General features: G+C 74.0%; 21 protein-coding genes. 4 read left to right on the top strand and 17 right to left on the bottom strand.

The features are described 5' to 3' along the window. Window positions 1–120: 120 nt before the first annotated feature. From O7598_RS11605 to O7598_RS11565, 9 genes are all read right to left on the bottom strand, one after another. Window positions 121–2,808 carry a helix-turn-helix transcriptional regulator gene (locus tag O7598_RS11605; protein WP_269691330.1) on the bottom strand — a complete coding sequence of 896 codons (2,688 nt, stop codon included), beginning with the start codon at window positions 2,806–2,808 and terminating at the stop codon, window positions 121–123. A 120-nt stretch (window positions 2,809–2,928) separates the two neighbouring features. Continuing rightward, a complete protein-coding gene (locus O7598_RS11600) occupies window positions 2,929–3,822 on the bottom strand; it encodes an alpha/beta hydrolase family protein (RefSeq protein ID WP_442929850.1) in 894 nt (297 codons plus the stop codon). A 111-nt stretch (window positions 3,823–3,933) separates the two neighbouring features. After that, complete coding sequence (locus tag O7598_RS11595; RefSeq protein ID WP_269691329.1) at window positions 3,934–5,043, bottom strand: glycoside hydrolase family 26 protein; 1,110 nt, start codon at window positions 5,041–5,043, stop codon at window positions 3,934–3,936. Continuing rightward, window positions 5,037–6,893, bottom strand: coding sequence for a glycosyltransferase family 2 protein (locus O7598_RS11590; protein ID WP_269691328.1), 1,857 nt, complete (start codon window positions 6,891–6,893; stop codon window positions 5,037–5,039). The genes O7598_RS11595 and O7598_RS11590 overlap by 7 nt, the downstream gene beginning before the upstream one ends. Window positions 6,894–6,950: 57 nt before the next feature. Continuing rightward, entirely contained in the window at window positions 6,951–8,099 is a 1,149-nt protein-coding gene (locus O7598_RS11585) for a glycosyltransferase family 39 protein (protein WP_269691327.1), read from the bottom strand. A 178-nt stretch (window positions 8,100–8,277) separates the two neighbouring features. After that, window positions 8,278–10,602, bottom strand: a complete 2,325-nt coding sequence (locus O7598_RS11580) for a glycoside hydrolase family 3 N-terminal domain-containing protein (protein WP_269691326.1) — start codon at window positions 10,600–10,602, stop codon at window positions 8,278–8,280. Window positions 10,603–10,641: 39 nt separating this feature from the next. Then, a complete protein-coding gene (locus O7598_RS11575; RefSeq protein WP_091055644.1) occupies window positions 10,642–11,502 on the bottom strand; it encodes a carbohydrate ABC transporter permease in 861 nt (286 codons plus the stop codon). Window positions 11,503–11,505: 3 nt separating this feature from the next. Beyond that, window positions 11,506–12,504: a carbohydrate ABC transporter permease gene (locus tag O7598_RS11570; protein ID WP_091055641.1), complete on the bottom strand. Its 999-nt coding sequence runs from the start codon at window positions 12,502–12,504 to the stop codon at window positions 11,506–11,508. Beyond that, window positions 12,501–13,814 (bottom strand): ABC transporter substrate-binding protein, encoded by a 1,314-nt coding sequence (locus tag O7598_RS11565; protein ID WP_269691325.1) that lies wholly within the window; start codon window positions 13,812–13,814, stop codon window positions 12,501–12,503. The genes O7598_RS11570 and O7598_RS11565 overlap by 4 nt, the downstream gene beginning before the upstream one ends. Before the next feature lie 135 nt (window positions 13,815–13,949). Here O7598_RS11565 and O7598_RS11560 point away from each other — a divergent pair, with 135 nt between their 5' ends. After that, complete coding sequence (locus O7598_RS11560; RefSeq protein ID WP_269691324.1) at window positions 13,950–14,954, top strand: LacI family DNA-binding transcriptional regulator; 1,005 nt, start codon at window positions 13,950–13,952, stop codon at window positions 14,952–14,954. Window positions 14,955–14,961: 7 nt separating this feature from the next. Here the strand turns inward: O7598_RS11560 and O7598_RS11555 are convergent, their stop codons facing one another. After that, entirely contained in the window at window positions 14,962–16,446 is a 1,485-nt protein-coding gene (locus O7598_RS11555) for an RICIN domain-containing protein (RefSeq protein ID WP_269691323.1), read from the bottom strand. Window positions 16,447–16,620: 174 nt separating this feature from the next. Between O7598_RS11555 and O7598_RS11550 the strand changes: the two genes are divergently transcribed. Beyond that, on the top strand, window positions 16,621–17,814 hold the full coding sequence (locus O7598_RS11550) for an endo-1,4-beta-xylanase (protein ID WP_269691322.1): 1,194 nt from the start codon (window positions 16,621–16,623) through the stop codon (window positions 17,812–17,814). Window positions 17,815–17,821: 7 nt separating this feature from the next. On the opposite strand, the gene O7598_RS11545 is transcribed toward O7598_RS11550, so the two are convergent. The 4 genes from O7598_RS11545 to O7598_RS11530 all read right to left on the bottom strand — a co-directional run bounded on the left by O7598_RS11545 (window position 17,822) and on the right by O7598_RS11530 (window position 20,317). Next, entirely contained in the window at window positions 17,822–18,379 is a 558-nt protein-coding gene (locus tag O7598_RS11545; RefSeq protein WP_269691321.1) for a DUF5872 domain-containing protein, read from the bottom strand. A gap of 39 nt (window positions 18,380–18,418) precedes the next feature. Beyond that, a complete protein-coding gene (locus tag O7598_RS11540) occupies window positions 18,419–18,952 on the bottom strand; it encodes a hypothetical protein (protein ID WP_269691320.1) in 534 nt (177 codons plus the stop codon). 71 nt (window positions 18,953–19,023) lie between these two features. Continuing rightward, window positions 19,024–19,737, bottom strand: coding sequence for a hypothetical protein (locus O7598_RS11535; protein ID WP_269691319.1), 714 nt, complete (start codon window positions 19,735–19,737; stop codon window positions 19,024–19,026). Beyond that, window positions 19,730–20,317 carry an RNA polymerase sigma factor gene (locus O7598_RS11530; protein WP_269691318.1) on the bottom strand — a complete coding sequence of 196 codons (588 nt, stop codon included), beginning with the start codon at window positions 20,315–20,317 and terminating at the stop codon, window positions 19,730–19,732. The genes O7598_RS11535 and O7598_RS11530 overlap by 8 nt, the downstream gene beginning before the upstream one ends. 62 nt (window positions 20,318–20,379) lie before the next feature. On the opposite strand from O7598_RS11530, the gene O7598_RS11525 reads away from it, so the two are divergent. Further along, window positions 20,380–21,954 (top strand): FMN-binding glutamate synthase family protein, encoded by a 1,575-nt coding sequence (locus O7598_RS11525; protein WP_269691317.1) that lies wholly within the window; start codon window positions 20,380–20,382, stop codon window positions 21,952–21,954. Between the two features lie 15 nt (window positions 21,955–21,969). On the opposite strand, the gene O7598_RS11520 is transcribed toward O7598_RS11525, so the two are convergent. Continuing rightward, window positions 21,970–23,211, bottom strand: a complete 1,242-nt coding sequence (locus O7598_RS11520; RefSeq protein WP_269691316.1) for a DUF1501 domain-containing protein — start codon at window positions 23,209–23,211, stop codon at window positions 21,970–21,972. A gap of 12 nt (window positions 23,212–23,223) precedes the next feature. Beyond that, on the bottom strand, window positions 23,224–24,525 hold the full coding sequence (locus O7598_RS11515; RefSeq protein WP_269691315.1) for a DUF1800 domain-containing protein: 1,302 nt from the start codon (window positions 24,523–24,525) through the stop codon (window positions 23,224–23,226). Window positions 24,526–24,621: 96 nt separating this feature from the next. Between O7598_RS11515 and O7598_RS11510 the strand changes: the two genes are divergently transcribed. Continuing rightward, window positions 24,622–25,821 carry a sugar efflux transporter gene (locus O7598_RS11510; RefSeq protein WP_269691314.1) on the top strand — a complete coding sequence of 400 codons (1,200 nt, stop codon included), beginning with the start codon at window positions 24,622–24,624 and terminating at the stop codon, window positions 25,819–25,821. A gap of 6 nt (window positions 25,822–25,827) precedes the next feature. Here the strand turns inward: O7598_RS11510 and O7598_RS11505 are convergent, their stop codons facing one another. Further along, the gene (locus O7598_RS11505) at window positions 25,828–26,487 is read right to left on the bottom strand and encodes a class I SAM-dependent methyltransferase (protein ID WP_269691313.1); all 660 of its coding nucleotides are present in this window, start codon (window positions 26,485–26,487) and stop codon (window positions 25,828–25,830) included. Window positions 26,488–26,594: the final 107 nt, after the last annotated feature.

Here is a 26,594-nt window from a genome sequence, read left to right as displayed (position 1 = left end):
TCACCGGCGCACCGGGCGGTGTCGCCCGGTGGTGACGCCGCCGCGACGCCACAGGTCCCGGCCGGTGGCACGACATCGGCGGCCGGCCTCGACGCGCCGCGCCGTGGCCCCCGGTGAGCCTCAGGCGAGCAGGCGGGCCAGCTCGGTGCGGGAGCGCACGCCGAGCCGGTGGAAGACGTTGCGCAGGTGGTGATCGACGGTCCGGGTGGACAACGACATCCGGACGGCGATCTCCCGGTTGGTCGCCCCCTCGGCGACCAGTCGGGCGATGTGCAGCTGCTGCCCGGTCAACAGCAGCTCCGGTGGCCGTCGCACCGGCCCGACCGATTCCCCCGCCGCGCGCAGTTCCTCGCCCGCCCGCTCGGCCCAGACCGTGGCGCCGAGCAGGAGGAACGCCTCCCGGGCCCGGTGCAGGTGCGCCCGGGCGTCCCGCGGCCGGCGGCTGCGCCGCAGCTCACAGCCGAACAGCAACTCGGTGCGGGCCCGCTCGAAACGGTCGGTGTCGGCCGGGTGCAGCCGCAGCGCCGTGCGGAACTCCCGTTCGGCCTCGGCGCCGCCCCGGGGCGCGAGCAGGGCGCGGCAGCGGGCGGCGAGCGCCCGGCGGGACGTGCTGACGGTGCTGCTGGCCCAGTGGTCGAAGACCGCCAGCGCGGCGGTGGGCCGGCCACCGTCGTGGGCGGCGGCCTCCACCAGGTACGGGGTGGCCATGACCTGCACCAGCACCTGCCCCCGGCCGGTGCCGACGCGGGCGAGCGCGGCCAGCCGGGCGGCGGCGTCGGCGTGCCGCCCGTCGACCAGGTCGAGCACCCCGAGCGCCCAGCGCGCGTAGGCGTCCGGCCGGCTGCCGGAGGCGGCACGGTCACCGATCTCGGCGATCCACGCGAGCGCGGCGGCCCGGTCCGCCCGCACGGCGGCCAGCACCGCGAGGATGCCCAGGTGCACCTGGGCGCAGGCGTCCTGCCCGGTGGACCGGGCCACCCGGAGCCCCTCACGGGCGGTCTCCGCCGCGAGCTCGTGTCGACCCAACCAGTACTCCGCGACCGCCCGCAGCTCCAGGGCCCGGGGCAGCAGCGACAGCTCACCACGCGCCCGCGTCGAGGCCACGGCCCGCCCGGCGAGGTCGTGGGCGGCGCCGTCCACCGCCACCAGCAGTCCGGCCGCGGCGGCGCACACCAGCGCGGCCGGGCTGGGCGCCGGCCCGGCGAGCCGGCCACCGAGAACCACGACCCGTCGCAGCGCCGGACCACCCCACGCGTGGTCGCCGCGCAACGTCGCACCGACCCCCGTCGCGAACGTGGCCAGTAGTTCGACGTCCGGCGGGTCCCCGGTGCCGCGCAGCGCCTCCGCACGGCGTGCCACCTCGGCGTAGCGGTAGTGGTCGCCGGTGACGCAGATGGCCTCCCCGGCGCGGACCAACGCGAGCAGTGCCTGCCGCCGGTCGGTCGCGGCGAGCGCGTCCGCGGCGGCCAGCAGGGTGGCCACCGCGGCACCCGGGGCCTCGCAACGTAGTTGGATGTCGCCCCGCAGCAGATCGACCGGGCCGCTCGCGGCGGCGGTCGGCAGCCGGCGCAGCAGGTCCCGCGCCTGTGCCGGGTCGCCCCCGGCCCAGGCGTGGCGGGCGGCCGCCACCATCCGTTCCGCCGCGCGCGCCGGCTCGGCGGTCAGCTCCGCGGCGCGTCGCAGTGCGGCGATCGCCCTGGCCCGCTCGGTGGTCCGTTCGGCAGCCGCCTCCAGCTCCGCGGCGAGCGCCGGATCCGGGCCGTCGGCGACGGCGGCGCGGTGCAGGGTACGGCGCAGCCGCCCGATGCCCTGCACCCCGGCCAGCAGCAGGTGGGCGGCGCGCATCTCGGCCAAGGGCGCGACGGCCTCGATCATGGCGCGGGCCAACGGGTGCGGGAACGTCACGCCCGCCGGACCGGTCCGCAGCAGGCCGGCGGCCTCGGCCGGCGCGAGCGCGTCGACGGTCAGGCCGGCCGCCCGCGCGGCGTGGACCAGGGTGTGCGGGTCGTCGTCGGTGTCGAGCGCCGCCAGCAGCACCATCCGGCGTGTGGACGCCGGCAACCGGTCGAGGCGGGCGCGGTACGCGGCGCCGAGAGCGCCGTCCGCCGGCGGCGCGTCGGGCAGCGGCTCCTCGCCCTGCCACTGGGCCGGCGTGAGCGCCTCGGCCAGGTCGGCCAGCGCCTGCGGGTTGCCACCGCTGAGCGCGGCGAGGGCGGCGGCCACCCGGGCCGGTGGAGGCGGGTCCCGGCGGTCGGCGAGCAGTGCCCGGCACTGGTGCGGGTCGAGTGGGCGCAGCCGGTGCGCCGGGATGCCGTCGACCGGCGCCGGCACGCCGGCGGTGAGCAGCAGGGTCACCGGCAGCCGGCGCAGCCGGCGCGCCACCACCGCGAGCGTCCAGGCGGTCTGCCGGTCGCCGAGGTCGACGTCGTCCACGGTGCACAGCAGGGGGCGGTCGCGCGCCGTGGCGGCGAGCACGGAGCGTACCGCCGCGGCGAGGGCCAGCCGCTGGTCGGACGGGCACTCCCCGCCGTTGAGCGCGCGGCGCAGCAGCCGCCGCTGGCGGGTGGGCAGCGCCCGGGCCGCGTCGAGCACCGGGTCGAGCAGGCGGTGCAGCCCGGCGTAGGGCAGGGCCGCCTCGTCGACGAGGCCGGCGCCGGTGAGCACCGCGCGGTCGCCGCCCTCCCGCCGGGCGTACGCCAGCAGCGCGCTGCGCCCCGAGCCGGGCGGGCCGTGGCAGAGCAACGCGCCGCCGTCGGCCTGGTCGAGGAGGCGCCGGATCGCGGCGCACTCGTCGTCCCGACCTCGCAAGGCTATTTGCACTGTCGATGCAGGAACCATGCGTCCAGTGTCACCCATCGGCAACCGGTCGGAAAAGACGCGCGCGCGACCCGGGGGCGACCGCCGTGGCGGCCGCCCCCGGAACCGGCGTCAGGAGCTGGGGCAGGTGTTGCGGTACTCCTCGATCGCGCTGCCGCTCGGACCGGGGCAGAGGAACTGCTCGTAGCGGGTGTCGTCGTCGACGAAACGCTTCAACCAGGCCACGGTCTGCCTGGCCGTCGGCGTGTTCACGGTCTGCGGGAAGAAGTGGCTGGCCCCGTTCAACTCCAGGTACGCCTTCTCCGACGAGGCCGGGATGCTGGTGTAGAACGGGACGGAGTGGGTGGCGACCGGCGCGATCGAGTCGCTCTCACCGCCCACGATGAGCGTCGGCACCCGTACCCCCGACCAGGTCTTGTCCAGGTTCCACGGTGCGAGCGGGACGGCGGCCTGCAGGGACGGCCGGGCCGCGGCGGCCTCCAGGCTGCCCCCGCCGCCCATCGAGTGCCCGGCCACGGCGAGCCGACCGGCGTCGATCCGGCCGCGCACCGAGCTGCGCTGCACCAGGTAGTCCAACGCGGCCAGGAGCTGGCGGCCCCGGCTGTCCGGCTGGTCCAGCAGGGTGTTGGTCTCGATGCCGATCACCACGAAGCCGTGCGAGGCGATCCGCGGGCCCAACCAGCTCAGGCTGGACCAGGTGGCGGTGTAGCCGGGCGAGATGGCGACCGCCCCGAAGGTGCCCTCGGCGGTGCTGGTCGGGTAGTAGACGACGCCACCGCCGAAGCCGGTGACGCTCAGCGCGGAGACGCTGTAGGACGAGGTGGCGAACGGCCCGCGGCTGGCCTCGAGGACGGCGACGGTCGGCGCCGGGCCGCGCTGGTAGGGGTTGTCGGCGGCGGCCGCCGACGGGACGGCCAGTGCGCCGCCGGCGGCGAGCACGGCCGCCACGGCGAGCCGGGCCAGGGCACGGACGGGGATGCGGGGGCGGGTGGCGATGGTGGGCACGTCGGTCACTCCTTGCCGGGGCGGGGGAACATCGACATGCGTCAGCATCGATGCCCGGCGCGCCGACCGCATCGGCGAAATCGCCGGTCGTCGGCGAGGAGACCGCCGGGTCTACCCGTCCGGCCCGGTCCGCGGCGTCATCGCCGGCGACCAGGTCAGGTCGTAGCGGTCGGTGGCCACCGACTCGGCGAACGCGTCCGCCGCCGCCGGCGAGTCGGCGATGCGCCAGTCCTGTTCCTTGTCCACCTCGAACCAGACCAGTCCGATCAGGTTCCGGTAGCGCGGTAGCGAGTCGAACGTCTCCCGGATCCAGCGGGCCTTACGCGCGTCGACGTCGGAGGCGCCGGTCTCGGTGACGACGAGCGGCTTCCCGGTGACGCCGCGGATCTCGGCGATGGTCGGACCGAAGATCTGGTCGAACGACCAGTAGGTCTTGGTGAACGCGCCGGTGCCGTAGTAGCCGGTGACGCCGACCCAGTCGACGTAGTCGTCACCCGGGTAGAGCCCGCCCAGCCCGGCGGTCGTCTTGTCCCACCGCGCGTTCGGGCTCCACACCCAGGTGACGTTGGTGGCGCCGGCGGCGGTGAAGACGTCGTGCACGTGCCGCCAGGCCCGCACGTAGTCACCGCGCCGGTTGCCGTTGGCCCGCTCGCACCAGGGGTACCAGTCGCCGTTCATCTCGTGCGCGAAGCGGATCGCGACCGGGTAGCCCAGTGACCGCACCCCGTCCGCCCAGGACCGCAGGTAGCCGTCGAAGTCGCCGGTGGCGATGCGGTCCAGCCGGAAGTCCGGCTGGGTGGCCCGGATCCGGTCCACCCGGCGGGCCGGCAGCCCGGTCCGCCGGGCCGCCTCGTCCACGGTGTGGTCCCACGGCTCCCAGCCCAGCATCGGCATCATGCCCCGCTCGGCGATCCGGTCGAACAGGCTCCGGTCGAAGGCGGCCGACGCCCAGCTCGCGCCGAAGAGCATCAGCTGCGGCGCGCGCCGGGCGGCGGCGGCGAACCGGTCGGTGTCGGTGAGGTCGTAGGGGCCCTTGTCGGTCATCACCCCGAAGAACGCCCGGCCGGCCGGCGGGAACACGCCGCCCGCCGGGACGGACGCGGTCGCCGCCGGGGCGTCGGCCGTCGCGCGCCACGCGCCGGGCGCCACCACGAAGGCGTACGCCAGCAGCAGCGCACCGGCCAGCGCCAGGCCGACCCGGGGCACGGTCAGCCTCAGCACGGCGCCCCCTCGCGGACCGGCCTCGGCCGCTCGGGCGCGGGCGCCGGTTCGACCCGGCGGGCACGGGCGTTCTCCACCCAGGCGATCAGCGGCGGTGCGATCCCGGTGAGCAGCGTCAGCACCGGCCAGACCCTCAGCAGCGGGTGGCCGTGGTCCAGCGCGACGCTCGCCGCGAGCAGGCCGGCCGCGGCTCCCGCCCAGCACAGGTGCAGCCGGAAGGTGCGCGGCGACTCGACGGTGCGCAGCGTCCCCTTGGCGGTGACCACGAAGCCGAGCCGGCGACGCAGCAACGCGCCGGCCGCGGCGGCCAGGTAGACCGGGCCGGCGAACAGCGCGAGCGCCATGCCGACCATGCCGACCTCCTCCCGCTCGTGCGGGGCGATGTTGAACCGGCGCAACCAGAGCCACAGCAGGAACCAGGTGCCGATGGTGGCGCCCCACAGCGTCGCCCACACCTGCGGGTCCAGCCGGCCCGCCGACACGCCGGTGAGCAGGTAGAGCGCGGTGGCGGCGTTGCCCAGCAGCAGGCTGACCGCCACACTCGGGTAGTAGAACTGGAGCAGGCGGTACTGCCAGCGACGCCGGGACGGCAGCTCGCGCGGCGCGCGCAGCTCACGCCGGAGCAGGATCTCGCAGATGCCGGCCGCCCAGCGCTTCTGCTGGTTGAAGTAGTCGGCCCAGGAGGTCGGTCCCTCCCCCAGCGCCACCACGTCCGGGGTGTAGACGCCCTTCCACCGCCGGCCGGTGGCCGGGTTGACGGCGGCGTGGATCCGGATGCTGGTGAGATGGTCTTCGATGATCGAGTCCTGGTAGCCGCCGATGGTCCGCCAGGCCGCCGGGCGGTAGAGGTGACCGGTGCCGGTGAGCAGCGGCGCGTCCAGGCCGTTGCCGCCGCGCGCGATCAGCCCGTTGTAGAGGTACTGCTGCACCGAGGCGCCGTGGGCGACGAAGTTCTGGTGCATGTTGCCGTACACCTGGGGGGTCACCACGAACGCCACGTCGGGGTCGCGGAAGTAGCCGAGCGTGCGTTCCAGGAAGTTCGGCAGCGGCACGTGGTCCGGGTCGACGTTCGCCACCACGTCGTAGCCGTGCTCGTGCTCGGCCCGCCAGGCGTTGTGGTTGCCGGACTTGGTGCGGGCCCGGAACTCGCCGCGCGGTTGGTTGTACTCCGGCCGGCCCTTGCGGGTGAAGTGGCGCACGCCCAGGCGCGCGGCCATCGCCCGGACCGCCGGGTCGTCGCCCTCGTCGAGGATCCACACGTCGACGCGTCCGCAGTAGACGATCTCCCGCAGCCGGCGCAGGGTGCGCTCCGCGACGTCGAGCGGCTCCTTGCTCGGCACGATCGTGGTGAGCAGGGCCACCCGCAGGCCGACCGGCGGGTCGACGGGCACCGGGTCCTTGGCGTGGAAGGCGAAGACCCACACCACCGCGTTCTGCGCCAGCCGGATCAGCTCGATGCCGACGACCACGCAGAACGCGAGCCGGGCGGCGGCCGTCTGCCAGCCGCCCAGCCCGACCACGCCCGGGCCGGGCACGTGCTGCGGCAGCAGCAGCCAACCGACGAAGAGCAGGCCGGCCGCGCTGTTGACCAGCACCAGCAGGGTGAGCACCAGCCGCGCGGCGACCGAGGCGGCGGGGCGGAGTTCGACAGGCGCGTCGGGGCGGCGGGGCGGGCGCAGCGGCCCGGTGGTCGAGCCGCAGCGGGCGTACGCCAGGCGGGCCCGGATGTTGCGCTGCCGGCGGTCCGGCCCCGGGTGGACGGGCCGCCCGGGTGGCGTGGTCGGCGGGCGGTCGCCCGGAGTGCCCGGCCGGGTGGCGCGGGACAGGCGTGTATCGGCGGCGACGGCCACGTTTCCCCCATGGTCTGCATCGGGCTCGCCCGAACGTGACCGATCCTAAGCCGACAATCAACTACAAAGTGCCTGAATCAGGCGGATTGCCGGCGCCCCGGCCACCTGCGCCGGCACGCCCAGCAGGGCGATCGCCGCCAGCCCGGCCACCGCCCAGCGGGTGCCGAGCCGGGACAGCGCGACCGCGCCGAGCACCGCCCAGGCCGGCAGCGTGAAGAACAGGGCCGCCGGCGACCAGACCGGGACGGCCCACGCGGCGAGCAGCATCGCCAGCGCCGGCACCAGCGCCCAGGCCGTGCAGATCGCGGCCGCGTACCGCAGCGGGAGGCTGAACAGCGCCAGGCCGGCCAGCACCGCGCCGAGCGCGGTGACGCCGAACAGCTCCCGCGGCGCCGCCGCCAGGACGGCCGGATCGGGCCGGACACCGGGCGGGAGGAACCCGCCGCCCCGCCCGGCCCACCAGAGCGACACGATCACGAGCAGCACCCCGGGCGCCGCGGCGGCGAACCAGCGACCCGCCGCCCGACGCCGGAAGGCCAGCACGACCCAACCGTGGCCGGCGAGCAGCAGCAGCGCCCCGGGCTGACACAGGCCGAGCAGGGCCACCCCGGCGGCGTACGCCACGAGTCGGCGTGCGGTCGGCCGGTCGAGGATCGGCAGCAGCAGCCAGGTGGCGAGCACGGCGGCGAGCAGCGCCACCGCGTGCGGCCGGGCCTCCTGCGCGTACCGGGTGGTGGTCGGCAGCACCGCGAGAAGCACGCCGGCCAGCACGCCCGTGCCCGGCGCGAACAACCGGGCGGCCAGCCCACCGACGAGCGCCACGGCCACGGTCACCGCCAGCAGCGACGGCAGCCGCAGGGCGACGTCGGAGGCGCCGAACAGCTCCGCCCACCCCCGCATCAGCAGGTGGTACGGCGTCGAGGCGGCGTCGCCCCCGGTCAGCGTGTCGCGCCAGGGGGACGTGGCGGCGCGCCAGGTCGCCAGCTCCTCGGTCCGCAGCCCCGGCGTGGAGAGCCCGGCGCCGCCGAGGCCGCCCGCCAGCAGCGCCGGCAGCAGCCACGGGACCGCCCGCCACCGGCCGGCGCCGGCCGCGGCGCGCGTGGCGGCCCGGCTGCGGCGCGGCGGCCGGTCCTCGCCCCACGGGTCCTCGACGCCGGCCTCGGTGGGCCCGAGGCGGGGCAGGACCATGGTGTCCGCGTCCATCATCGTCGACTCACGCATCCCTGTCGGGCCGGCACCGGAAGCCCCGGTCCAGGGGCTGGATGACATCCCGGAGCCTACGGAGGGCAAGCCCGACATAGGCCTCATATGCGTTTAAACCGATGATACGGGGAGGAAGTGCTTCCGCCGCCGGCCGCCCCGTGGACGGCCGGCGGCGGACACCTCAGCTCAGCTCGGTGGTCGTCCAACGCGCGGACGCGTTGGTGACCCGGACCGTGTCGCCGACCAGCGTGGTCGACGCCTCGGTGTCCCGCCGCGCGCTGGTGCCGACCCACAGCTCGACCGCGCCGGGCTCCACGACCCGGGTGAGCGTGCGGTCGGAGAAGGCCAACCGCGTCGTGGGCACCGTCAGCCCGACCGTCACCGACTCCCCCGGCTCCAGGCGCACCCGCCGGTAGCCGAGCAACTGCGCCACCGGCCGGGTCACCGGGGCCACCACGTCGTGGCCGTAGAGCTGGACCACGTCGTCGCCGGCGACCGCGCCCGTGTTGGTGACGCGCACCGTCACGGGCAGCGCGCCGTCGGTGGGCACGGTGGCCGGCACGGTCAGGTCGCGATACGCGAACGTCGTGTACGACAGGCCGTGGCCGAACGGCGCCGCCGGCGTCGCCGGCAGGTTGGTGCCGTTACCGCCCGCGCCGAGCGTCGGGTGCAGATACGAGTACGGCTGCGCGCCGGCCGAGCCGGGCAGGCTGACCGGCAGCCGGCCCGACGGGTTGACCCGCCCGCGGAGCACGCCGGCGATCGCGCCCGCGCCCTCCTCGCCGGGGAAGAACGACTGCACCACGGCCGCGCACCGGGTCAGCGCCCAGTCGATCGCGTACGGGCGGCCGGTGAGCAGCACCAGCACGACCGGGGTGCCGGTCGCCAGCACCGCCTCGACCAGTTCCCGCTGGACGCCCGGCAGCTCCAGGTCGTCCCGGTCGCAGCCCTCGCCGACCGTGCCCCGGCCGAAGAGGCCGGCGTGGTCGCCGACGACCAGGACGGCGACGTCGGCGGCGGACGCGGTGGCGACCGCCTCGTCGAAGCCGGACCGGTCGGCACTGTCCACGTCGCAGCCACCGGCCCAGGTGACGAGGTCGGCGCCCAGCTCGGCGCGGATCGCGTCCAGGACGGTCGGCACCTCGAAACCGGCCTCCACGCCGGGATGCTGGACCAGCACGTGGTTGAGGAAGGAGTAGCACCCGAAGAGCGCGCCCGGCCGGTCCGCGTTCGGGCCGACGACCGCCACCCGCCGGCCCGCCGGCAGTGGGAGCACGCCCTGGTTGGCGACCAGCACGATCGACTCCTCGGCGAGGCGACGGGCGATCGCCCGGTGCCCCGGCGGGTCCAGGTCGATCGCCTGGGGCGGCTCGTCGGTGAACGTGGCGTCGAGCAACCCCACCTCCTGCTTCTGGCGCAGGACCCGCAGCACCGCCCGGTCCACCAGCGCCTCGTCGACCCTGCCGGCCCGGACCGACTCGGCCAGGGTCAGGAAGGCGTCGCCGGTCGGCAGCTCGATGTCGAGGCCCGCGGCCAGCGCCTGCCCGGCCGCGTCCGCGTTGTCGGCGGCGACGTGGTGCAGCAGGTTCAGGAAGGCGACCCCGTAGTAGTCGGCCACCACCGTGCCGTCGAAGCCCCACCGGTCCCGCAGCACGCCGGTCAGCATCGCCGGGTCGGCGGCCACCGGCACCCCGTCGATCTCGGTGTAGGAGTGCATGACACTGCGCGCGTCACCGTCGAGGATCGCCATCTCGAACGGCAGGAACAACACGTCCGCGAGTTCCCGGGGGCCGGCGTGCACCGGGCCGAAGTTGCGCCCGGCCCGCGACGCGGAGTAGCCCGCGAAGTGCTTCAACGTCGCGAGCACCCCCTGCGACTGCAGGCCGCGCACGTACGACGTGCCGATGGTGCCGACCAGGTAGGGGTCCTCGGCGACGCACTCGTCGACCCGGCCCCAGCGCGGGTCCCGGATCACGTCGAGCACCGGGGCGAGCCCCTGGTGGATGCCGAGCGCCCGCATCGACGACCCGATCGCCGCGGCCATCTCGGTCACCAGCTCCGGGTCGAACGCGGCGCCCCAGGCCAGTGGCGTGGGGAAGGTGGCCGCCTTCCACGCCGACAGGCCGGTGAGGCACTCCTCGTGCACGATCGCCGGGATGCCCAGCCGGGTGCCGGTGACCAGGTTCCGCTGGAACTCCCACAGCCAGGCCGCGCGCGCCGCGGCGTCGACCGGACGGGTGCCGTAGGCGCGGGTGAGATGACCCAGCCCGTGCCGGACGAAGTCCTCGAGCCGGACGGCGTCGGTGAACTCGCCCTGCAGGGGCGCGACCGCCTCGCCGTCCGCCTTCTCCCAGAACCCGACGAGCTGCGCGACCTTCTCGTCGAGCGTCATCCGGCCGAGCAACTCGCGCACCCGTGCCTCACCGGTGTGCCCGTCGGGCCGGTCGTGGTCCGGAGCTGCCTGGACCGGTGCCGGCCCGCCCACCACCGCGTGGACCTCTGTCATGGTGTGCCTTTCCCTTGGTTGTGCTCGTACCGCTGCCGCTCAGCCCTTGACGGCGCCTTGCAGGCCGCCGACGATCTGCTTCTCGGCGAGCGTGAAGAAGAGCAGTGCCGGCAACATCGCCAGCGAGGTGAAGGCGAGAACGCCCGCCGTGTCGGTGGTGTACTGGCTGGAGAAGTTCTGCACGCCCAGCGGCAGGGTGTGCAGGTTGGCGTCACCGAGGACCAGCAGCGGCAGCAGGAACGCGTTCCAGCTCGCCACGAACGCGAGGATCCCGACGGTGACCAGCGCGGGTCGCGACAGCGGCAGCACGATGCGCCAGAGGAAGCCGAGCCGGTCCGCGCCGTCGATCGCGGCGGCGTCCTCCAACTCCCGGGGGATGGCGGACAGGAACGGTCGCAGGATGACGATCGTGATCGGCAGTGAGAAGGCGACCTGCGGGAGGATCACCGCGTAGTAGGAGTTGATCAGGTTCAGGTCACGCAGCATCAGGTAGAGCGGCAGGATCGCCGCACCGGCCGGGAAGAGCAGGCCCAGCGTGAAGAAGGTGTGCAACGCCTCCCGCCCACGGAAGGTGTAGCGGGCGATCACGAACGCGGCGCAGAGGCCGAGCACCACGACGCCGAGCGTGGTGCCGAGCGCGATCACCGCGCTGTTGAACGCCTGCCGCCAGAAGTCGCTCTGGGTCAGCACCCGGGCGTAGTTGTCCCAGACCCACGGGTCGGGCAGCCCGGCCGGGTCGGCGACGATCTGCGGGGTGGTGCGGAAGCCGCCGACGATCACGTAGACGATCGGCGCGATCGACACCGCCGCGACGGCGAGCGCGAGCGCGTACGTCAGCGGTGTGCCCCAGGTGAGCGGGCGACGGCTGGCGGGCCGGGAGAGGACGGAGTTCGCGGTCACGTTTCAGTTCGCCCTTCTCGTGATGGCGCCCTCGATGTCCCGGCGGAGCAGGAAGCGCTGGAACAGCAGCGCCGCGACGAAGGAGATGACGAACAGGATCACGGCAACCGCGTTGCCGTAGCCCCACAGCCGGGCGAAGAACCCGTTGTCCACCATGTAGGTCGCCATGGTGGCCGACGCGCCCAGGGAGCGGACCGCGGGCACCGAGGTCACCCAGACCACGTCGAAGACCTGCAACGAACCGATCATGGACAGGAACATCCAGATCCGGATCGTCGGGCCCAGCAGCGGCAGCGTGATGTGGCGCTGGATCTGCCACCAGCTCGCGCCGTCGATGGCGGCGGCCTCGGTCAGCTCGTCCGGCACGTTGGACAGGCCGGCGAGCAGCAGGATGATGGCGAAGCCGACGTACTTCCAGGTGAGGACGAACAGCAGGGTCCAGATGACCACGTCGAGGTCGGCGAGCCACGCCTGCACGAAGCCGCCCAGGCCCACCGCCCGCAGCAGCACGTCGACGGTGCCGTCGCCGGTCAGGATCAGCTTCCACATGATGCCGACGGTGACCTCGGCGAGCACGTACGGCACGAACGCCAGCAGGCGGAACGTGGAGCGCCCGCGGAAGCGCCGGTTGAGCAGCAGCGCGACGCCCAGCGCGATCGGGCCCTGGATCAGCAGCGACCCGAACACGACGATGGCGTTGTTGCGCAGCGCGTCGAGGAAGATCGGGTCCTGGAAGGCCAGGACGTAGTTCTTGAAGCCGACGTACTCGGTGGGCGGGCCCACCCCGCGCCACCGGAACAGGCTGTAGTAGAACGCGAAGCCCATCGGCACCAGCACGAAGGTCACGTAGACGACGAGCGCCGGCGTGGTGAGCCCGACGATCTCGTACCACTTGCGACGGGTCTGGGCCCGGCGGGCGGACGGGCGCGCGGCGGGCCGGAGGCCCGCCGGCGGCGCGGAGACGCCGCCGGCGGGGAACCGGGTCTGGTCGGTGGAGGTCACTTGCTCGCGGCCGCCTTCATGGCCGCGACGACCTTCTCCGGGCTGCCGTTGCCGGCGAAGATGGCGACGATGGCGTCGTTCATCGCGTTGCCGACCGTGCTGCCGTAGGCGGTGTCCAGCCAGAGCTGCACGTAGGTGGCGTCGGAGGTGGCGGTCAGGATGGACTTCAGCGCCGGGTCCGTCACGCCGTCCGCGGCGCCCTTGGCGACCGGGAGGCCGGTGCCGGTGGCCGCGTAGCCCTTCTGCACCTCGGGGCTGACGAGGTACTTGAGGAACTCGACGCACTCCGCCGGGGCCTGCTTGGCACAGGCGAACCCGTCGCCGCCGCCGAGGGCCGCCTTCGGGTCGCCCGCGGATCCGGAGATCGCCGGAACCGGGAACCAGCCGAGGAACTTGGCGAGCTTCGCCTTGTCGGTGGCGACCGTGTCCAGCGTGCCCCGGTTCCAGTCGCCCATCAGCTCCATCGCGGCCTTGCCGTTGGCCAGCAGGCCGTTGGCGCTGGTCGGGTCGTTCTGACCGGGCGTGGCGATGAAGTTGTTCTGGAACGGCTTGGTGTCGATGAAGGCCTTCAGGTCCTGGCCGGCCTTGACGAAGCACGGGTCGTCGAAGTTCCGGTCGGTGCTCGCCTTCTTCAGCGTGTCGACCGAGCAGGCCCGCAGCGCGAAGTTGTACCACCAGTGGGCGGCCGGCCACTTGTCACCCGCGCCCAGCGCGATCGGGATGACGTTGATCGCCTTGAGTTTGGCGACCGCCGCGTTCAGCTCCTCGAACGTGGTCGGCGGCGCCGCGATGCCCGCCTTGGCGAACATGTCCTTGTTGTACCAGACGCCCTCGATGCCCATCCGGAACGGCAGGCCGTACTGCTTGCCGTTGACCTGCCAGATCTCGGAGGCGCTGCCGATGTCGGCGACCTCGCCCTTGACCTGGTCGGTGACGTCCTTGAGGTAGTCGGCCTCCACCTGCTCGCGCATCTCGCCGCCGCCCCACGCCTGGAAGATGTCCGGCGGGTCGTTGCTCAGCAGCGCGGCGGGGAGCCGGGTGCGCTGGAGCTGGTTCGTCTCGATCGCCTCGATCTCGATCTTGACGGTCGGGTGGGCGGTGGAGAAGTCCTTGGCGACCTTCTCCCAGTACGTCTTGCCGGGGCCGTCCTGGGAGGCGTTGTGCCACCAGGTCAACGTCACCGGGTTCTTGTACAGCTCACTTCCCGTGTCTGGTGCTTCGTCGTCGCCACCGCCGCTGCATCCGGCGGCGACGAGGGCGCTTGTCATCAACAGTGCCAGGACGGCACCGGCGCGGCGCTTCATCGCCATTAGATGTCTCCTCGACCGCTCAGTCGGGTTACCTGTCGGGGAGTTTTACAGTCACGAAACTTGATGTCAATCGGTATCGATAACGTTTTCGAAACCGTCGCGACGCGGCCACCAGCGCCCTCTATCATCGTCGGCGTGGCCTTCCCGCAGCGCGTCAAGATGTCCGACGTGGCACGTACCGCAGGTGTCTCGGTGGCGACCGTATCAAAAGTTGTCAATGGCCGGTACGGCGTCGCCCAGGCCACCGTCGAGCGCGTGCAGCAGGTCATCCACGACCTCGGGTACGAGGCCGACCTGGGGGCGCAGAGCCTGCGCAGCCACCGCACGAACGTCCTGGGCATCCTGGTCGCCGAGTTCGAGCCGTTCTCCACCGAGCTGCTCAAGGGCGCCTCCCGGGAGGTCGCCGGCAGCGGCTACCAACTGCTGGCCTACTCCAGCGGTGACGGCGCGGGCGCGGCCATCGGCTGGGAACGACGATCCCTGGCCCGGCTCTCCGGGACGCTCATCGACGGCGCGGTGATCGTCACGCCGACCGTGGTCGAGACCAAGCACGGCTTCCACGTGGTGGCCGTCGACCCGCACACCGGCCCGTCCGGCCTGCCCACCGTCGACTCGGACAACTTCGCCGGCGCCGTGCTCGCGACGAACTACCTGCTCTCCCTCGGCCACCGGCGGATCGGGCACATCAGCGGTCGCCCCGACCTCGAGTCGGCGCGCCTGCGCGAGGCCGGCTTCCGGCAGGCCATGGCCGACGCGGGTCTGGTGGTGGACGAACGGCTCGTCCGCGTCGGCGGTTTCCGGATCGAGGGGGCCGCCGGCACCGCCGCGGAGCTGCTCGCGCTCCCCGACCGGCCGACCGCCATCTTCGCCGGGAACGACCTGTCGGCCATCTCCACGCTCGACGTGGCCCGGCACATGGGCATCGCGGTCCCGGACGAGCTGTCGGTGATCGGCTTCGACAACGTCCCGGAGTCCGCGCTCGTCGACCCGCCGCTGACCACGATCCGGCAACCGCTGCAACGAATGGGCGCCGAATCGCTGCGCCTGCTGATCGACCTGATCGCCGGCGTGGAACGCGACGCGCACATCCGGCTTCCCACCGAGCTGGTGGTGCGAGCCTCCTGCCGGCCGCTCGGCTAGCCGGCCGTCAGACGGCGGTACGCGACCACCGCTGGTTGGCGCCGGTGTTGCACGGATACTGCTTGAGGACCACGCCGTCCGCGGTCGAGGCGGCCGGCACGTCCACGCACTTGCCGCTGTGGCGGGCCCGGAGCTGGAACCAGGTGCCGTCGGCGACCATCTGGAACTGCTGGTTCGTGCCGCTGCCGCAGGTGTACTGGATCAGCTCGGCGCCGTCGGCGGTGGAGGCGCCCACCACGTCGAGGCACTTCCCGCTGTGCCGGCTGACGAGGCGCCAGAAGCCGCCGCCGGCGTCGGTGAACTGCCACTGCTGCCACGCGTTGCCGCCGTAGGTGTACTGGCCGACGCGCGCGCCGTTGTCGGTGTTCGGCGACTGGACGTCCATGGCCTTGCCGCTGTGGCGCACGACGACCCGGTAGAACGTCCCGGTCGACGGCGGAGGCGTCGTGGGGCCGCCGCCGACGGTGTCGCCCCACCCGTAGCGGATCCGGTCCGCGCCCGAGGTGTTCCGGACGGTCAGGCGGAGGTCGGTGCCGCTGCCGCCGAGCGAGAACATCGAGTACCAGTCGTACCCGATGGTGCCGGGCTTGCCGCCGAGGGCGGGCCAGTAGGTGCCGCCCATCCGGTTGTCCCGCATCACCTGTGCCACGGCCCTGATGTGCCGCACGAAGTTGTCGGTGCTGTTCGCGTCCGCGTAGTCGCGGCCGTCGTTCATCGGCGCGCCGAACTCGGTGACCACCGCGCGGGAGGCGCAGGCGCCGAGGCGGGTCTGCACATGACTCCGGAAGGCGTCGTAGCTCATCGGCTCGTAGAAGAACGCGTAGTGGTGGAAGGAGAACAGCGTCGAGGCGAAGCGCGGGTCGTTGCAGACGTCGCGCAGGTCCTGGCTGAACCCGGTGCCGCCGATGAGCACCCGGGCGGGCACCGCCGAGTAGTGGTAGCGGAGCCACTCGGCCGCCACGTCGCGCCACTGCGCCGAGCTGTAGCCGTGCGGCTCGTTCATCGGCTCGAAGTAGACGTTCGGGTTCGCGCCGTAGGTGTTCGTCACCGTGGACCACATCGCGTTCCAGGCGGCCAGGTTCGTGATCCGGCCGCCGGATGCGGCGCCGTCCTCCCAGTAGGCGAGGATGACCTTGAAGCCGCGGGCGGTGGCGGCGTCGACGGCGCCTCGATAGGCCTCCCACCAGGCCGTGCCCACCGTGTGGGTGTTGATCGGCAGCCGGACGGTGTTGACCCCCATGCTGGACGCCATGGCGTCGTAGAGGGCGTTGGCCTTGGCGCGCACCGTCGCGTTGCTGTCGGACGCGCTGAGGCCCTGCACGACGAGCGGACCGGTGCTGAAGTTGTCGCCCAGCACGGCCCAGTTCATGCCCCGGAACCCGTCGGTGGCGGCGGTGGCCGGCGGCGATGCGACGACCACGCCGCCGACCGTCGCGGTCACGGCCGCCACCAGCGCGATCAGCGTGCGACGAACCGATCGACCTCGCGCCATGACGCCTCCCTCTAACGATGTTCGTCTATGTTCACGTTAACACCTCCGCACGTCAAGGCATCGAGGGGTGGCGCGGGCGATTGACGGAGCCGCATCGACCGTCGTAACGTTCCGGCCGAGTTTCGGAAATGTTCCCGGAAGTTTCGGACGTTCGCGCTCGCCGGAAGGACCACCATGAAACCGAGCCGCTGGCTCGCCGTCGGCCTCGTCGCCGTGGCGACCGCCGCCGCCCTCAACGTCGTGCCCGCCACCGCCGGGCGCCCCTACGACCCGACCACGCAGAGCCTGCGCGACCTGGCCAAGCGCCACGGCCTGTACGTCGGCACCGCTGTCGACATGGCCACCCTCGACAACGCCGCCGAGCCCCGCTACCGGGAGTTGGCCGGCTCCGAGTTCTCCACCGTCACCGCCGAGAACGTGATGAAGTGGGAGAGCCTGGAGCCCACCCGGGGCACCTACAACTGGGGTCCGGCCGACGAACTGGTCGCCTTCGCCCGCCAGCACCAGCAGCGGGTCCGCGGCCACGTGCTGGTCTGGCACAACCAGTTGCCGACCTGGCTCACCGAGGGGGTCGCGGACGGCTCGATCGACACCGCCGAGCTGCGGCAGATCCTGCGCGACCACATCACCGCCGTGGTCCGCCACTTCAAGGGCCAGATCTGGCAGTGGGACGTGGTCAACGAGGCGGTCAGCGACCCCTGGGACACCCCGTCCACCCTGCACTACAAGGGCTTCTGGGCGCAGCACCTCGGCCCCGGCTACGTCGCCGACGCGTTCCGCTGGGCCCGCGCCGCCGACCCGAAGGCGCTGCTGTTCTACAACGACTACAACATCGAGGCCTTCGGCTCCGGGAACCCGGCCGACGACAAGACGCAGTTCGTCTACGAGATGGCTCGTGACCTGCGGGCCCGCGGCGTGCCGATCGACGGGGTCGGCAGCCAGGGGCACCTGGGCACCCAGTACGGCAACTACGACACCCTCCAGGTCGTCGCCGCGCTGCGGAAGTTCGCCGGCCTGGGTCTGGCGACGGCGTTCACGGAGGTGGACGTGCGCAGCCAGATGACCGCCGGGGTGCAGGCGGGCGACTCCGCCGAGATCAACCCGCGGTTGCAGGCCTCCGCGGCCAACTTCAGCACGCTGCTGCGGGCCTGCCTGGCCGAACGGCACTGCCTGTCGTTCACGCTCTGGGGCTTCACCGACAAGCACTCCTGGGTACCGGGCGCGTTCTCGGACCCGCCGGAGGGCCTGGCCACCGTCTACGACGAGAACTACCGGCCGAAGCGGTCGTACCAGGAGTTGAAGGCGGACCTCATCTACTCCGGGCCGCCGTTCGTGCTGCCCCGCATACCGCAGCAGCCGCGCCGGTAGGCCGTGCTCACGCTGTCCGGCGGCGGAGTTCCGACTCCAGCCGCCGGATCAGCGTGACGCGGGCCCGGCCGCGGCGCTCCCGACGCAGCGCCGCGTCGAGCTGGCGCCGGTCGAGCTCGCGCACGAGCTTGGCCGCCTCGGCCACCGGCAGTTCGTTGACCTGCTCGGCGGCGGTCGCGTCCCGCCGGGCCCGCTTCGCCGGGCCGGTGTTCGGGACGTACTGCCGGCCGGAGCGCGACGCGCGCCGCTTGCGGGTGTCGGTCGCCCGCCGGTCCTTCTCCGACAGCTCCTCCCATGCCTGTTTCGGCAGGTAACGCTCGGTTTCGCCGTCGTGTCGGGCCCGCGTCTCCCCCGAGCGGGTCTGCCACTGCTCGCCGCCCCACCGCTGCAACGAGCGCTGCCGTGCGTCCTTCGGACCCGCGAAGCCCCCGCCACGCTTCTTGTACTCGTTGGTCAGCAACTGCGACTTGCGGGCCGACCACTGCCCCGGCCGGCCCCCCTTGTCGGAGGCCTTGATCTCCTCCTTGAGCTGTTCCCGGAGTTCCGGCTTCGTGTACTTCGCCATGACCCGGCGTTACCCGGACCGGGCGCGGCCATGCCCGCCTCAGGTACCGGCGGCGTAGCCGAGGTCCATCGTGTCGACCCGGCCGGACCAGGCCAGCCGCAGGTGCCAGCACCCGGCCGCGGGCAGGTCGACGATGGACGGTCCGGGGCCGCCGGCGACCTCCCGGGTGACCCGGGTGCCGCTGCCGTCGAGCGTCGCGGTGATCACCAGCGTGGTGGACGCCGCCGGGTCGGGCGAGGCGGACGCCGGACGCCCCACCCAGAGGATCTTGTTGGTCGGCCCCTCGCTCCGGCTGACGGTCAGCGGGTGCCCGAACAGGATCGCGACGATCTCGCCCCGGTCACCGAACACGTGCGGCATCCGGGTGTCGCCGCTGAACCCGGCGTCCGCCCAGTCCGGCAGCCGACCGGTCGCCACCGGGGAGTGACAGCCGGCCGACGCGGCCGGCGCGGCGGCGCTCGACCCGGCCGGCGCGGCGCCCGACGCGGCCGGCGGCGGAGTCGGCGATCCGGCGCTCGCGCAGCCGCCCAGCAGCAGCACCGACACCAGCGAGATCCTGCCCGGACGGGACATCCGGCACCCCCGATCGATCGACGACGAACCCCATCAGCAGGACACCGGCCACGCCCAGGACGTTCCCCTGCTCAGCCCAGCGAGCCCGCGATGTCGAGCGCCTCGCCCTCGGTGAGGTCGCCCTCCAGGCGATAACTCACCCCGGCGTCCTGCCAGATCAGCGTCGCGGCGGACAGGCGCGCGGTGGCCACCCGCACCGTCCCGCGCCGATCGACGTACGCCAGCGCGTGCGGGCCACCGACCCAGATCGCGAAGTCGCCGCGCACCTGGGTGAGCGTCACGTCCGCGCCGACGGCCCGCTTGTGGAACGCGACGTCGAGCGAACCGTCGAACGCGTCCAGGCGCAACGCCCCGCCCCGCCAGAGCAGGCTCGCCACCCGGTGGGCGCCCGCGCCGTCCGGGTCGGCCACCAGCACCCGCTCGGGGGCGCCGAGCCGGGTCGGCACCCGGATCGGGAAGCGGACCTGGCGCTGCGCCTCGGCCAGCGCGACCGGGCGCTGCCCCGGCAGCGGCGACGGCGTACCGGTGGGTGACGCCGGGGCGCCCGAGGTGTCGACGACGACGCCGGCGAACCGCAGCAACCCGGACACCGCGTCGGCGACCGCGGCGCGCCCCGGCGGCAGCGCCGCCACGAGCAGCGCGGCGAGCGCGGCGGACAACCAGTACCGCCAGCGCCGGCGCGGCGGCGCGGCGACACGGGCGTGGACCCGGGCGACCACGTCCGGCGGCGCGGTCGGCTCCAGCCAGGCGGACAGGGCTCGCAGCTCCCGCTCCAGCTCATCCACGGTGCACCGCCTCGCGGTCGAGCAGGCCACGCAGCTTCGCCAGGGCGCGGTGGGTGCGCGACTTCACCGTGCCCCGGGGCAACCCCAGCACGGTCACGGTCTCCTCCTCGGTGAGGTCGAGCAGGTAGCGGCAGGCGATCACCTCACGATCGCGGGCGGGCAGCCGGCGCAGCGCCGCCACCAGCGCCGCCCGGCGCTCGGCGGCGAGGACCGCGCCGAGCCCGTCGTCCGCTGTCGCCTCCGTCCCCGGTGCCGCCGCCGCGGCCCGCAGCACCAGCCCGTCCCGCCGGCCGCGGGAGCGGTGCAGGTTGCGGCTCTCGTTTGCCACGATCGCGAGCAGCCAGGACCGGAACGACGCGTCACCCCGGTAGCGGGACAACTTCCGGTACGCCTTCACGAACGCCTCCTGGATGACGTCCTCCGCGTCCGGACCGGCGCCCAGCAGCACCGCCGTCCGGTACGCGGACGCGGTGTGCCGGGCGACCAGGAGGTCGTACGCCTCCCGGTCACCGGCGCGTACGCGGGTGACGATCTCCTCGTCGTCCAGGGCAACCTCCGCCTCGGTCCACTTCCCTGACACCGCTCGCGCGGCGAGGGTTCCACCGGAGTTTGACCGGCACCCCCGGCGGAAAGAGTGGCGGGATGAGCTGGGCCAGAAGAGCCGTACCCGCCGCCGTCGCCGCCGTCGCCGCCATGGCCGCGCGGGACCTGCTGCAACGCGACCACGCGCTGCGGCGCAACTTCCCCGTCCTGGGCCGCGCCCGTTACCTGATCGAGTCGATCGGGCCCGAGCTGCGCCAGTACGTCGTGGCCGGTAACGACGAGGAGCGGCCCTTCACCCGCGACCAGCGGCGCTGGGTGTACGCGTCGGCGAAGCAGGAGAACAACTACTTCGGCTTCGGCACCGACAACGACATCGAGCACACCCGCGGCTACCCGATCATCAAGCACCGCACGTTCGGCCGCGCCGTGCCGCCGTCCGCCCCCGGCGCCGGGCACGACGTGACGCTGCCCTGCGCCAAGGTGCTGGGCGCGGCGCGCGGCCGGGCGCGGGCCTTCCGGCCGGAGTCGGTGGTCAACATCTCCGGGATGAGCTTCGGTTCGCTCTCCGGTAACGCGATCGAGGCGCTCAACCGCGGTGCCGCGCTCGCCGGCTGCCTGCACAACACCGGCGAGGGCGGGCTGTCGCCGTACCACCGCAACGGCGGCGAGGTGGTCTTCCAACTCGGCACCGCCTACTTCGGCTGTCGGGACGAGCGCGGCCGGTTCAGCCTGGACCGGCTCAAGGACCTGGTGGCCGGCGCGCCGGTGCGGGCGTTGGAGATCAAGCTCAGTCAGGGCGCCAAGCCGAGCCTCGGCGGCCTGCTGCCGGCGGCGAAGGTCTCCGCCGAGATCGCCGCCACCCGGGGCATCCCGGCGGGGCAGGACTGCGTCAGCCCGTCGCGGCACGCCGAGTTCTCCGACTGCGACAGCCTGCTGGACTGGGTGGAACTGCTCGCCGCCGAGACCGGCCTGCCGGTCGGCATCAAGTCCGCCGTGGGTGACCTGGACTTCTGGGAGGAGCTGACCACGCTGATGCGCGACACCGGCCGCGGCGTGGACTTCGTGACCGTCGACGGCGGCGAGGGCGGCACCGGAGCCGCCCCGCTGATCTTCAGCGACTCCGTGTCGTTGCCGTTCCAGCAAGGCTTCTCCCGCGTCTACCGGACGTTCGCCGAGCGCGGCCTGCACGAGCAGGTGGTGTTCGTCGGCGCCGGCAAGCTCGGCCTGCCGGACAACGCGGTGGTCGCGTTCGCGCTCGGCGCCGACATGGTCAACGTGGGCCGGGAGGCGATGCTGGCGATCGGCTGCATCCAGGCGCAGAAGTGCCACACCGACACCTGCCCGACCGGCGTCGCCACCCAGAACGCGTGGCTGGCCCGGGGCCTGGACCCGGCCCGCAAGTCGGTGCGGGCCGCCAACTACATCCGTACACTCCGCCGGGACCTGGTCAAGGTCGCCGAGGCGTGCGGCGTCGAACACCCCGGGCTGATCGGCACCGACTCCGTCGAGATCGTCGACGGCCGGACCGCCTCCACCCCGCTGGGCGAGGTGTACGGCTACCGGCCGGAGTGGGGGCTGCCGTCGGCCGCCGACCGCGCGGAGATCGTCCGGCTGATGACGCCGGAGGCGCCGCAGGGCGGGAGCGCGCCGCCGTCGGCCACCGCCGTCGGCTGACCGGCGGTCGCGAGGTCAGAGCACCCCGGCGAGCCGCCCCCGCCAGCCGGCGAGCACCGCGCCGGGGTCGGTGTCCAGCACCCGCTCCAGCAGGGTGGCGTAGACGTCCCGGAAGTCGGTGGTGAACTTCAGGTCACCGTCGTCGAGGTCGGTCAGGCTGGGCGGCTCGCCGTGCAGGCCGCCGTCGACCGGTGCGCCCAGGAGCAGCATGTTCGAGGCGGTGCCGTGGTCGGTGCCGTCGGAGGCGTTGGCCCGTACCCGACGGCCGAACTCGGAGTAGACCGCCACGACCACCCGACGACCTGCTTCGGTGCGGCCCATCCGGTCGGCGAACCGGCTCAACGCGCCGTCGAGCTGACCGAGCAGCACCTGCTGGAGTTGCTTCTCGTCGGCGTGGGTGTCGAAGCCGCCGAGCGAGACCGAGAAGACCCGGGTGGCCACGCCCGCCTCGACGCACCGGGCGACCAGGTCGAGCTGCGCGTCCAGGGACGCCCGGGCGCCGCCGGTGGCGGTGGCGGGGGCGGCCTCCCCGTCGCCGTCGGCGTCGTCCCCGTCCGGGGTGGCCCGGACCTGCCGGACCATCCCGTCGACCGCGCGCAGGTCGGCGAAGCAGGCCGCGGCCCGGGCCCGGGCCGGCGACTCCCCGGGCGCCGCGGCGCCGAGCGCGGCGAGCGCCTCCGCGCCGAGTCGCGGCGTCGTCTCCCGCTCGGTCACCGGCACCGACGCTCCCGCGCCGCGCTCACCGGCCAGCAGCGGTGGCAGGGCCGGCTCGAACGAGACCGCGAGCCGGGGGTCACCGCCGGCGCCGTCGAGCCACCGGCCCAGCCAGCCCGTGGTGCCCGGCCGGTCCGGCTGGGCGGTGTGCCAGATGTCCATGGACCGGAAGTGGCTGCGGTCCGGCTTCGGATAGCCGACCCCGCGCACCACCGCGAGCCGGCCCTCGCCGTACGCGCGGTGCAGGCCGGGGAGCGCCGGGTTGAGGCCGACGCCGTCGTCGAGCCGCAGCACCTCCTCGGCGGAGTACGCCAGGTCGGGTCGCGCATCCCGGTAGGCCGGGTCGGCGTGAGGCACGACGGTGTTCAGGCCGTCGTTACCGCCGTACAGGGTGACCAGCACCAGGGTGCGGGCCCGCGGGTCACCGTCGCCCGCGGTGGCGAGCACGTCACGCAGGCGGTACGCGGCGGCGCCACCGGCCAGCGCGGTCGCGCCGACCACGCCGCTGGCCACCAGGAACCGCCGTCGGGTCAGGACATCCACGGATCGCTCCTCTCAACTGACCGCGTACTCGGGGCTGACCAGGGCGGCCACCAGCAGCCGGCGCGGCTCACCGGCCAACGGGGCCAGGGCGGCCCGGGTGCGGTCGCTCCACCGGTCGACCACCAACAGCCGGGCCAGCGCCTCGGGCCGGCCGGCCGGCGGCGCGGCGGCGAGGCGGTCCAGCACCGCCGCGTCGGCGGCACCGGCCAACTGGTCGGCCAGGCGCAGCCGGGCCTGCAACGACGAGGTGGTCAGCCAGGCCGTGCCGGCCGGCCAGCCGCCGACGCTCGGCGGGCGCAACGGCACCTGGTCGAGGGCGTTCAGCCCGGACAGCAGACGCCGCCGACCCGCCTCGGACAGCGCCGCCGGGCGCACGCCCAACTGTCGGGCCGCGCCGACCAGCCACTCGACGGGTTGCTTGACCAGGGTGTCGCGGGTCTGCGCGAACGCGGGGGCGGTGAAGATCCGGCGCAGCGTGCCGACGGTGTCCGGGCCGGCCAGGTCGGTCGGGGCCGGCGCCTGCGCGCCGGCGTAGCGGAACCAGAGCCGGCCGGCGACGAACCGGGCGGCTTCCGGGCGGCCGGCGAGCAGCGCGGCGAACGAGGCGGCGTCGAAGGCGGCGCGTCGGCCGAGGATCACCTTCGGGCCCGGGTCGTGCCGCCGGGCGACGAAACGCGCCGTGCCGGTGACCCGGTCCACCGTCCAGCCGGTGAGCGCCCGGGCGCCCTCCTTGACGTCCGCCTCGCCGTAGCCGCCACCGATCCCGAGCGTGAACAGCTCCATCAGCTCCCGGGCCAGGTTCTCGTTCGGTGCCCGGCGGGTGTTCTGCTGGCCGTCGAGCCAGAGGATCAGCGCCGGGTCACGCACCATGGCGTCGACGAGCGGGGCGAGCGGGCCTCGCCCCAGCCGTCGCAGCGTGTCCAACTGCCGCAGCATCAGCGTCGCCGACCGGACCTTCTGCGCGCTGGTGGCCCAGTGCCCGTGCCAGAAGAACAGCAGCTTCTCGTCGCACTGGTGCTCGGCGGCGACCATCCGCGCCAGCCACCACGTGGTCAGCGTGGTCACCTGTGCCCGGCGCTCGCGGTTGGCCTGCTGGCGTTGCTCCCGTCCGGCGTCCTTGCCGAGCGCCGCCGCCGGGTCGGGACCGAACGCCGGCGCCGGGGTGGCCGCAGCGCCCCGGTCCGGCCGGTCTGGGGTGAGCAGCCGGTCGAGGGTGGCCGCGAAGCCGGCCCGTTCGGCGGCGTCCACCTCGTCGGCGGTCGGCCCGAACGTCGCCCGGCGCAGCAGGTGCGCCACCGCTTCGCGTTCCGTCATGTGAGCCGACGTTAGCGGCGTGATGTTCGAGGACGGTAAGGACGGCGTACGGGTCACCTCCGCGAGGACGTCGGAGGCGCCGCGTACCGTGACGCCATGGCTGTGGACACCAGGCCGGCCGAGCGCGCCGGTCGCCTCCGGCTGCTCCCACTGGCGCTGGTGTTCCTCAGCGTCGGCGTGTCCGTCGCCGTGGTGCTGCCGTTCCTGTCGCTGTTCCTCGACAGCGAGGTGCGGGCCGGCCCGCTGCGGGTGACCGTGTTCCTGGTCGTCGCGCCGCTGTCCGGCGTCGTGGTCTCCACGCTCGTCGGCCGCCTGTCGGACCGCTGGCCGATCCGTCGCCGGCTGCTCGTCGGCGCGGCGCTGGCCGGGATGGTGGGGGCCGGCCTGACCGCGTTCGTGCGCGACTACTGGATCCTGCTGGGGCTGACCGCGACCACCGTCGCGCTGGCCAACTCGCTGTTCCCGCAGTCCTTCGCCTACGCCCGCCAGCTCCTCGACCGGGACAGTCCGGGCCGGGCCGCCCTGGGGATCAGCGCGCTGCGTACCGTCTTCTCGCTGGCCTGGGTGGCCGGCCCGGCGTTGGCCGCGGCGCTGCTCGCCGTCGGTGGCTTCCGGCTGGTCTACGGCGTGGCGGCCGGCATGTACGCGACGGCGGCGCTGGTGGCCGCCGTCGCGCTGGAGGATCTGCCCGTCCCCGCCCGGCCGACCGGCGACGCTCCGGGGGTGGACCTGCCGGGCGCGTCGCGGTGGCGGCTGGCGTTCACCGTGGTCGCCTTCGTCCTGGTGCAGTGCCCGATGACGCTCGGCGTGCAGGCGTTGCCGCTGTTCATCGGCCGGGACCTGGGTGGCGAGCCGGCCGACGCCGGGCTCGTGCTGGGCCTGTGCGCGGCGTTGGAGATCCCCCTGATGCTCGGGTTGGGTGCGTTGACCGCGCGGGTCCCGCTGCGCCCGCTGATCCTGCTCGGCGCCGGCTGCGGCGTCGCCTACTACGCGGTCGCCGCCGCGGCGCCCTCCGTCACGGTGCTGTTGCTGGCGCAGCCGGTCAACGCGACGTTCATCGCCGCGGTGTCCGGCGTCGCCATCACCTACGTGCAGGACCTGTTGCCCGGCCAGCCGGGGCGGGCGACCACGCTGTTCACCAACTCGTTCCCGATCGGCGCCATGGTGGCCGGTCCGCTGCTCGGGATCGCCGCGCAGGTCGGTTTCCGCTGGGCGTACGTCATGAGCACCGCGCTGTGCGCGGCCGGCCTGCTGGTCCTGCTGCTCACCCGGCCCCGGCCGAGCGCGCCGGCCTGACGGCGGTCAGCGTCGGCGACGGACCAGCACCACGTGGTCGACCAGTTCTCCGGTGTGCCCGTCGTGCGTGGCGGTGCGGCGAGACTCTCCCCGCCGCTCGGTCTCCCAGCCGTCCGGGTCGAGGCCGATCGCGGCGAAGATCTCCTCCGGGCTGGCGAAGCGCGGGTCGTCGGCGTCGAGCCCGGACCACGGCGGCGGCGCGCCGTGCTCGACGACGAGCAGCCGGCCGCCGGGCGCGACCGCCTCGGCCGCCGGGGGCAGCACCTTCTCCCGGGGCAGGACGAGCGGGGACTGGAAGAACTGCGCCGACACCAGGTCGTATCGGCCGGCCGGGAAGCCCTCGGCCAGCACGTCGCGGCGTACGGCGGTGATCCGGTCCGCCACGCCGGCGCGCGTGGCCTCGACCGCGAGCCGCTCCAGCGCGACGGCGGAGATGTCCACGGCGGTGACCCGCCAGCCCTGCCCGGCCAGCCAGATCGCGTCGCCGCCCTCGCCGCAGCCCAGGTCGAGCGCGGTGCCGGGCGGCAGCGCGCCGGCCACCTCGGCGAGCACCGGGTTGACCCGGCCGCTCCAGATCCGGTCGGACTGCCCGTAGCGGTCGTCCCAGAATTCGGCCGGGTCGGTGTCCGCCGGCGGGTTCTGCTGGTGCTGGTGGTGCCCGGTCATGCCTGCCTCCTTGGCCGCCGGGCGCGTCGGTAGCCCGGCTCCGCCATCGTGCGCGCCGGTCGGCTGCCCGGCAAACTTCCTTGCCATACTGGCAAATAGGCGACGGG

Source organism: Micromonospora sp. WMMC241, assembly GCF_027460165.1.
GTDB lineage: Bacteria > Actinomycetota > Actinomycetes > Mycobacteriales > Micromonosporaceae > Micromonospora > Micromonospora humi.
The sequence above is the reverse complement of the archived record's forward strand: the minus strand, read 5'-3'. Positions and strand labels throughout refer to the sequence as shown.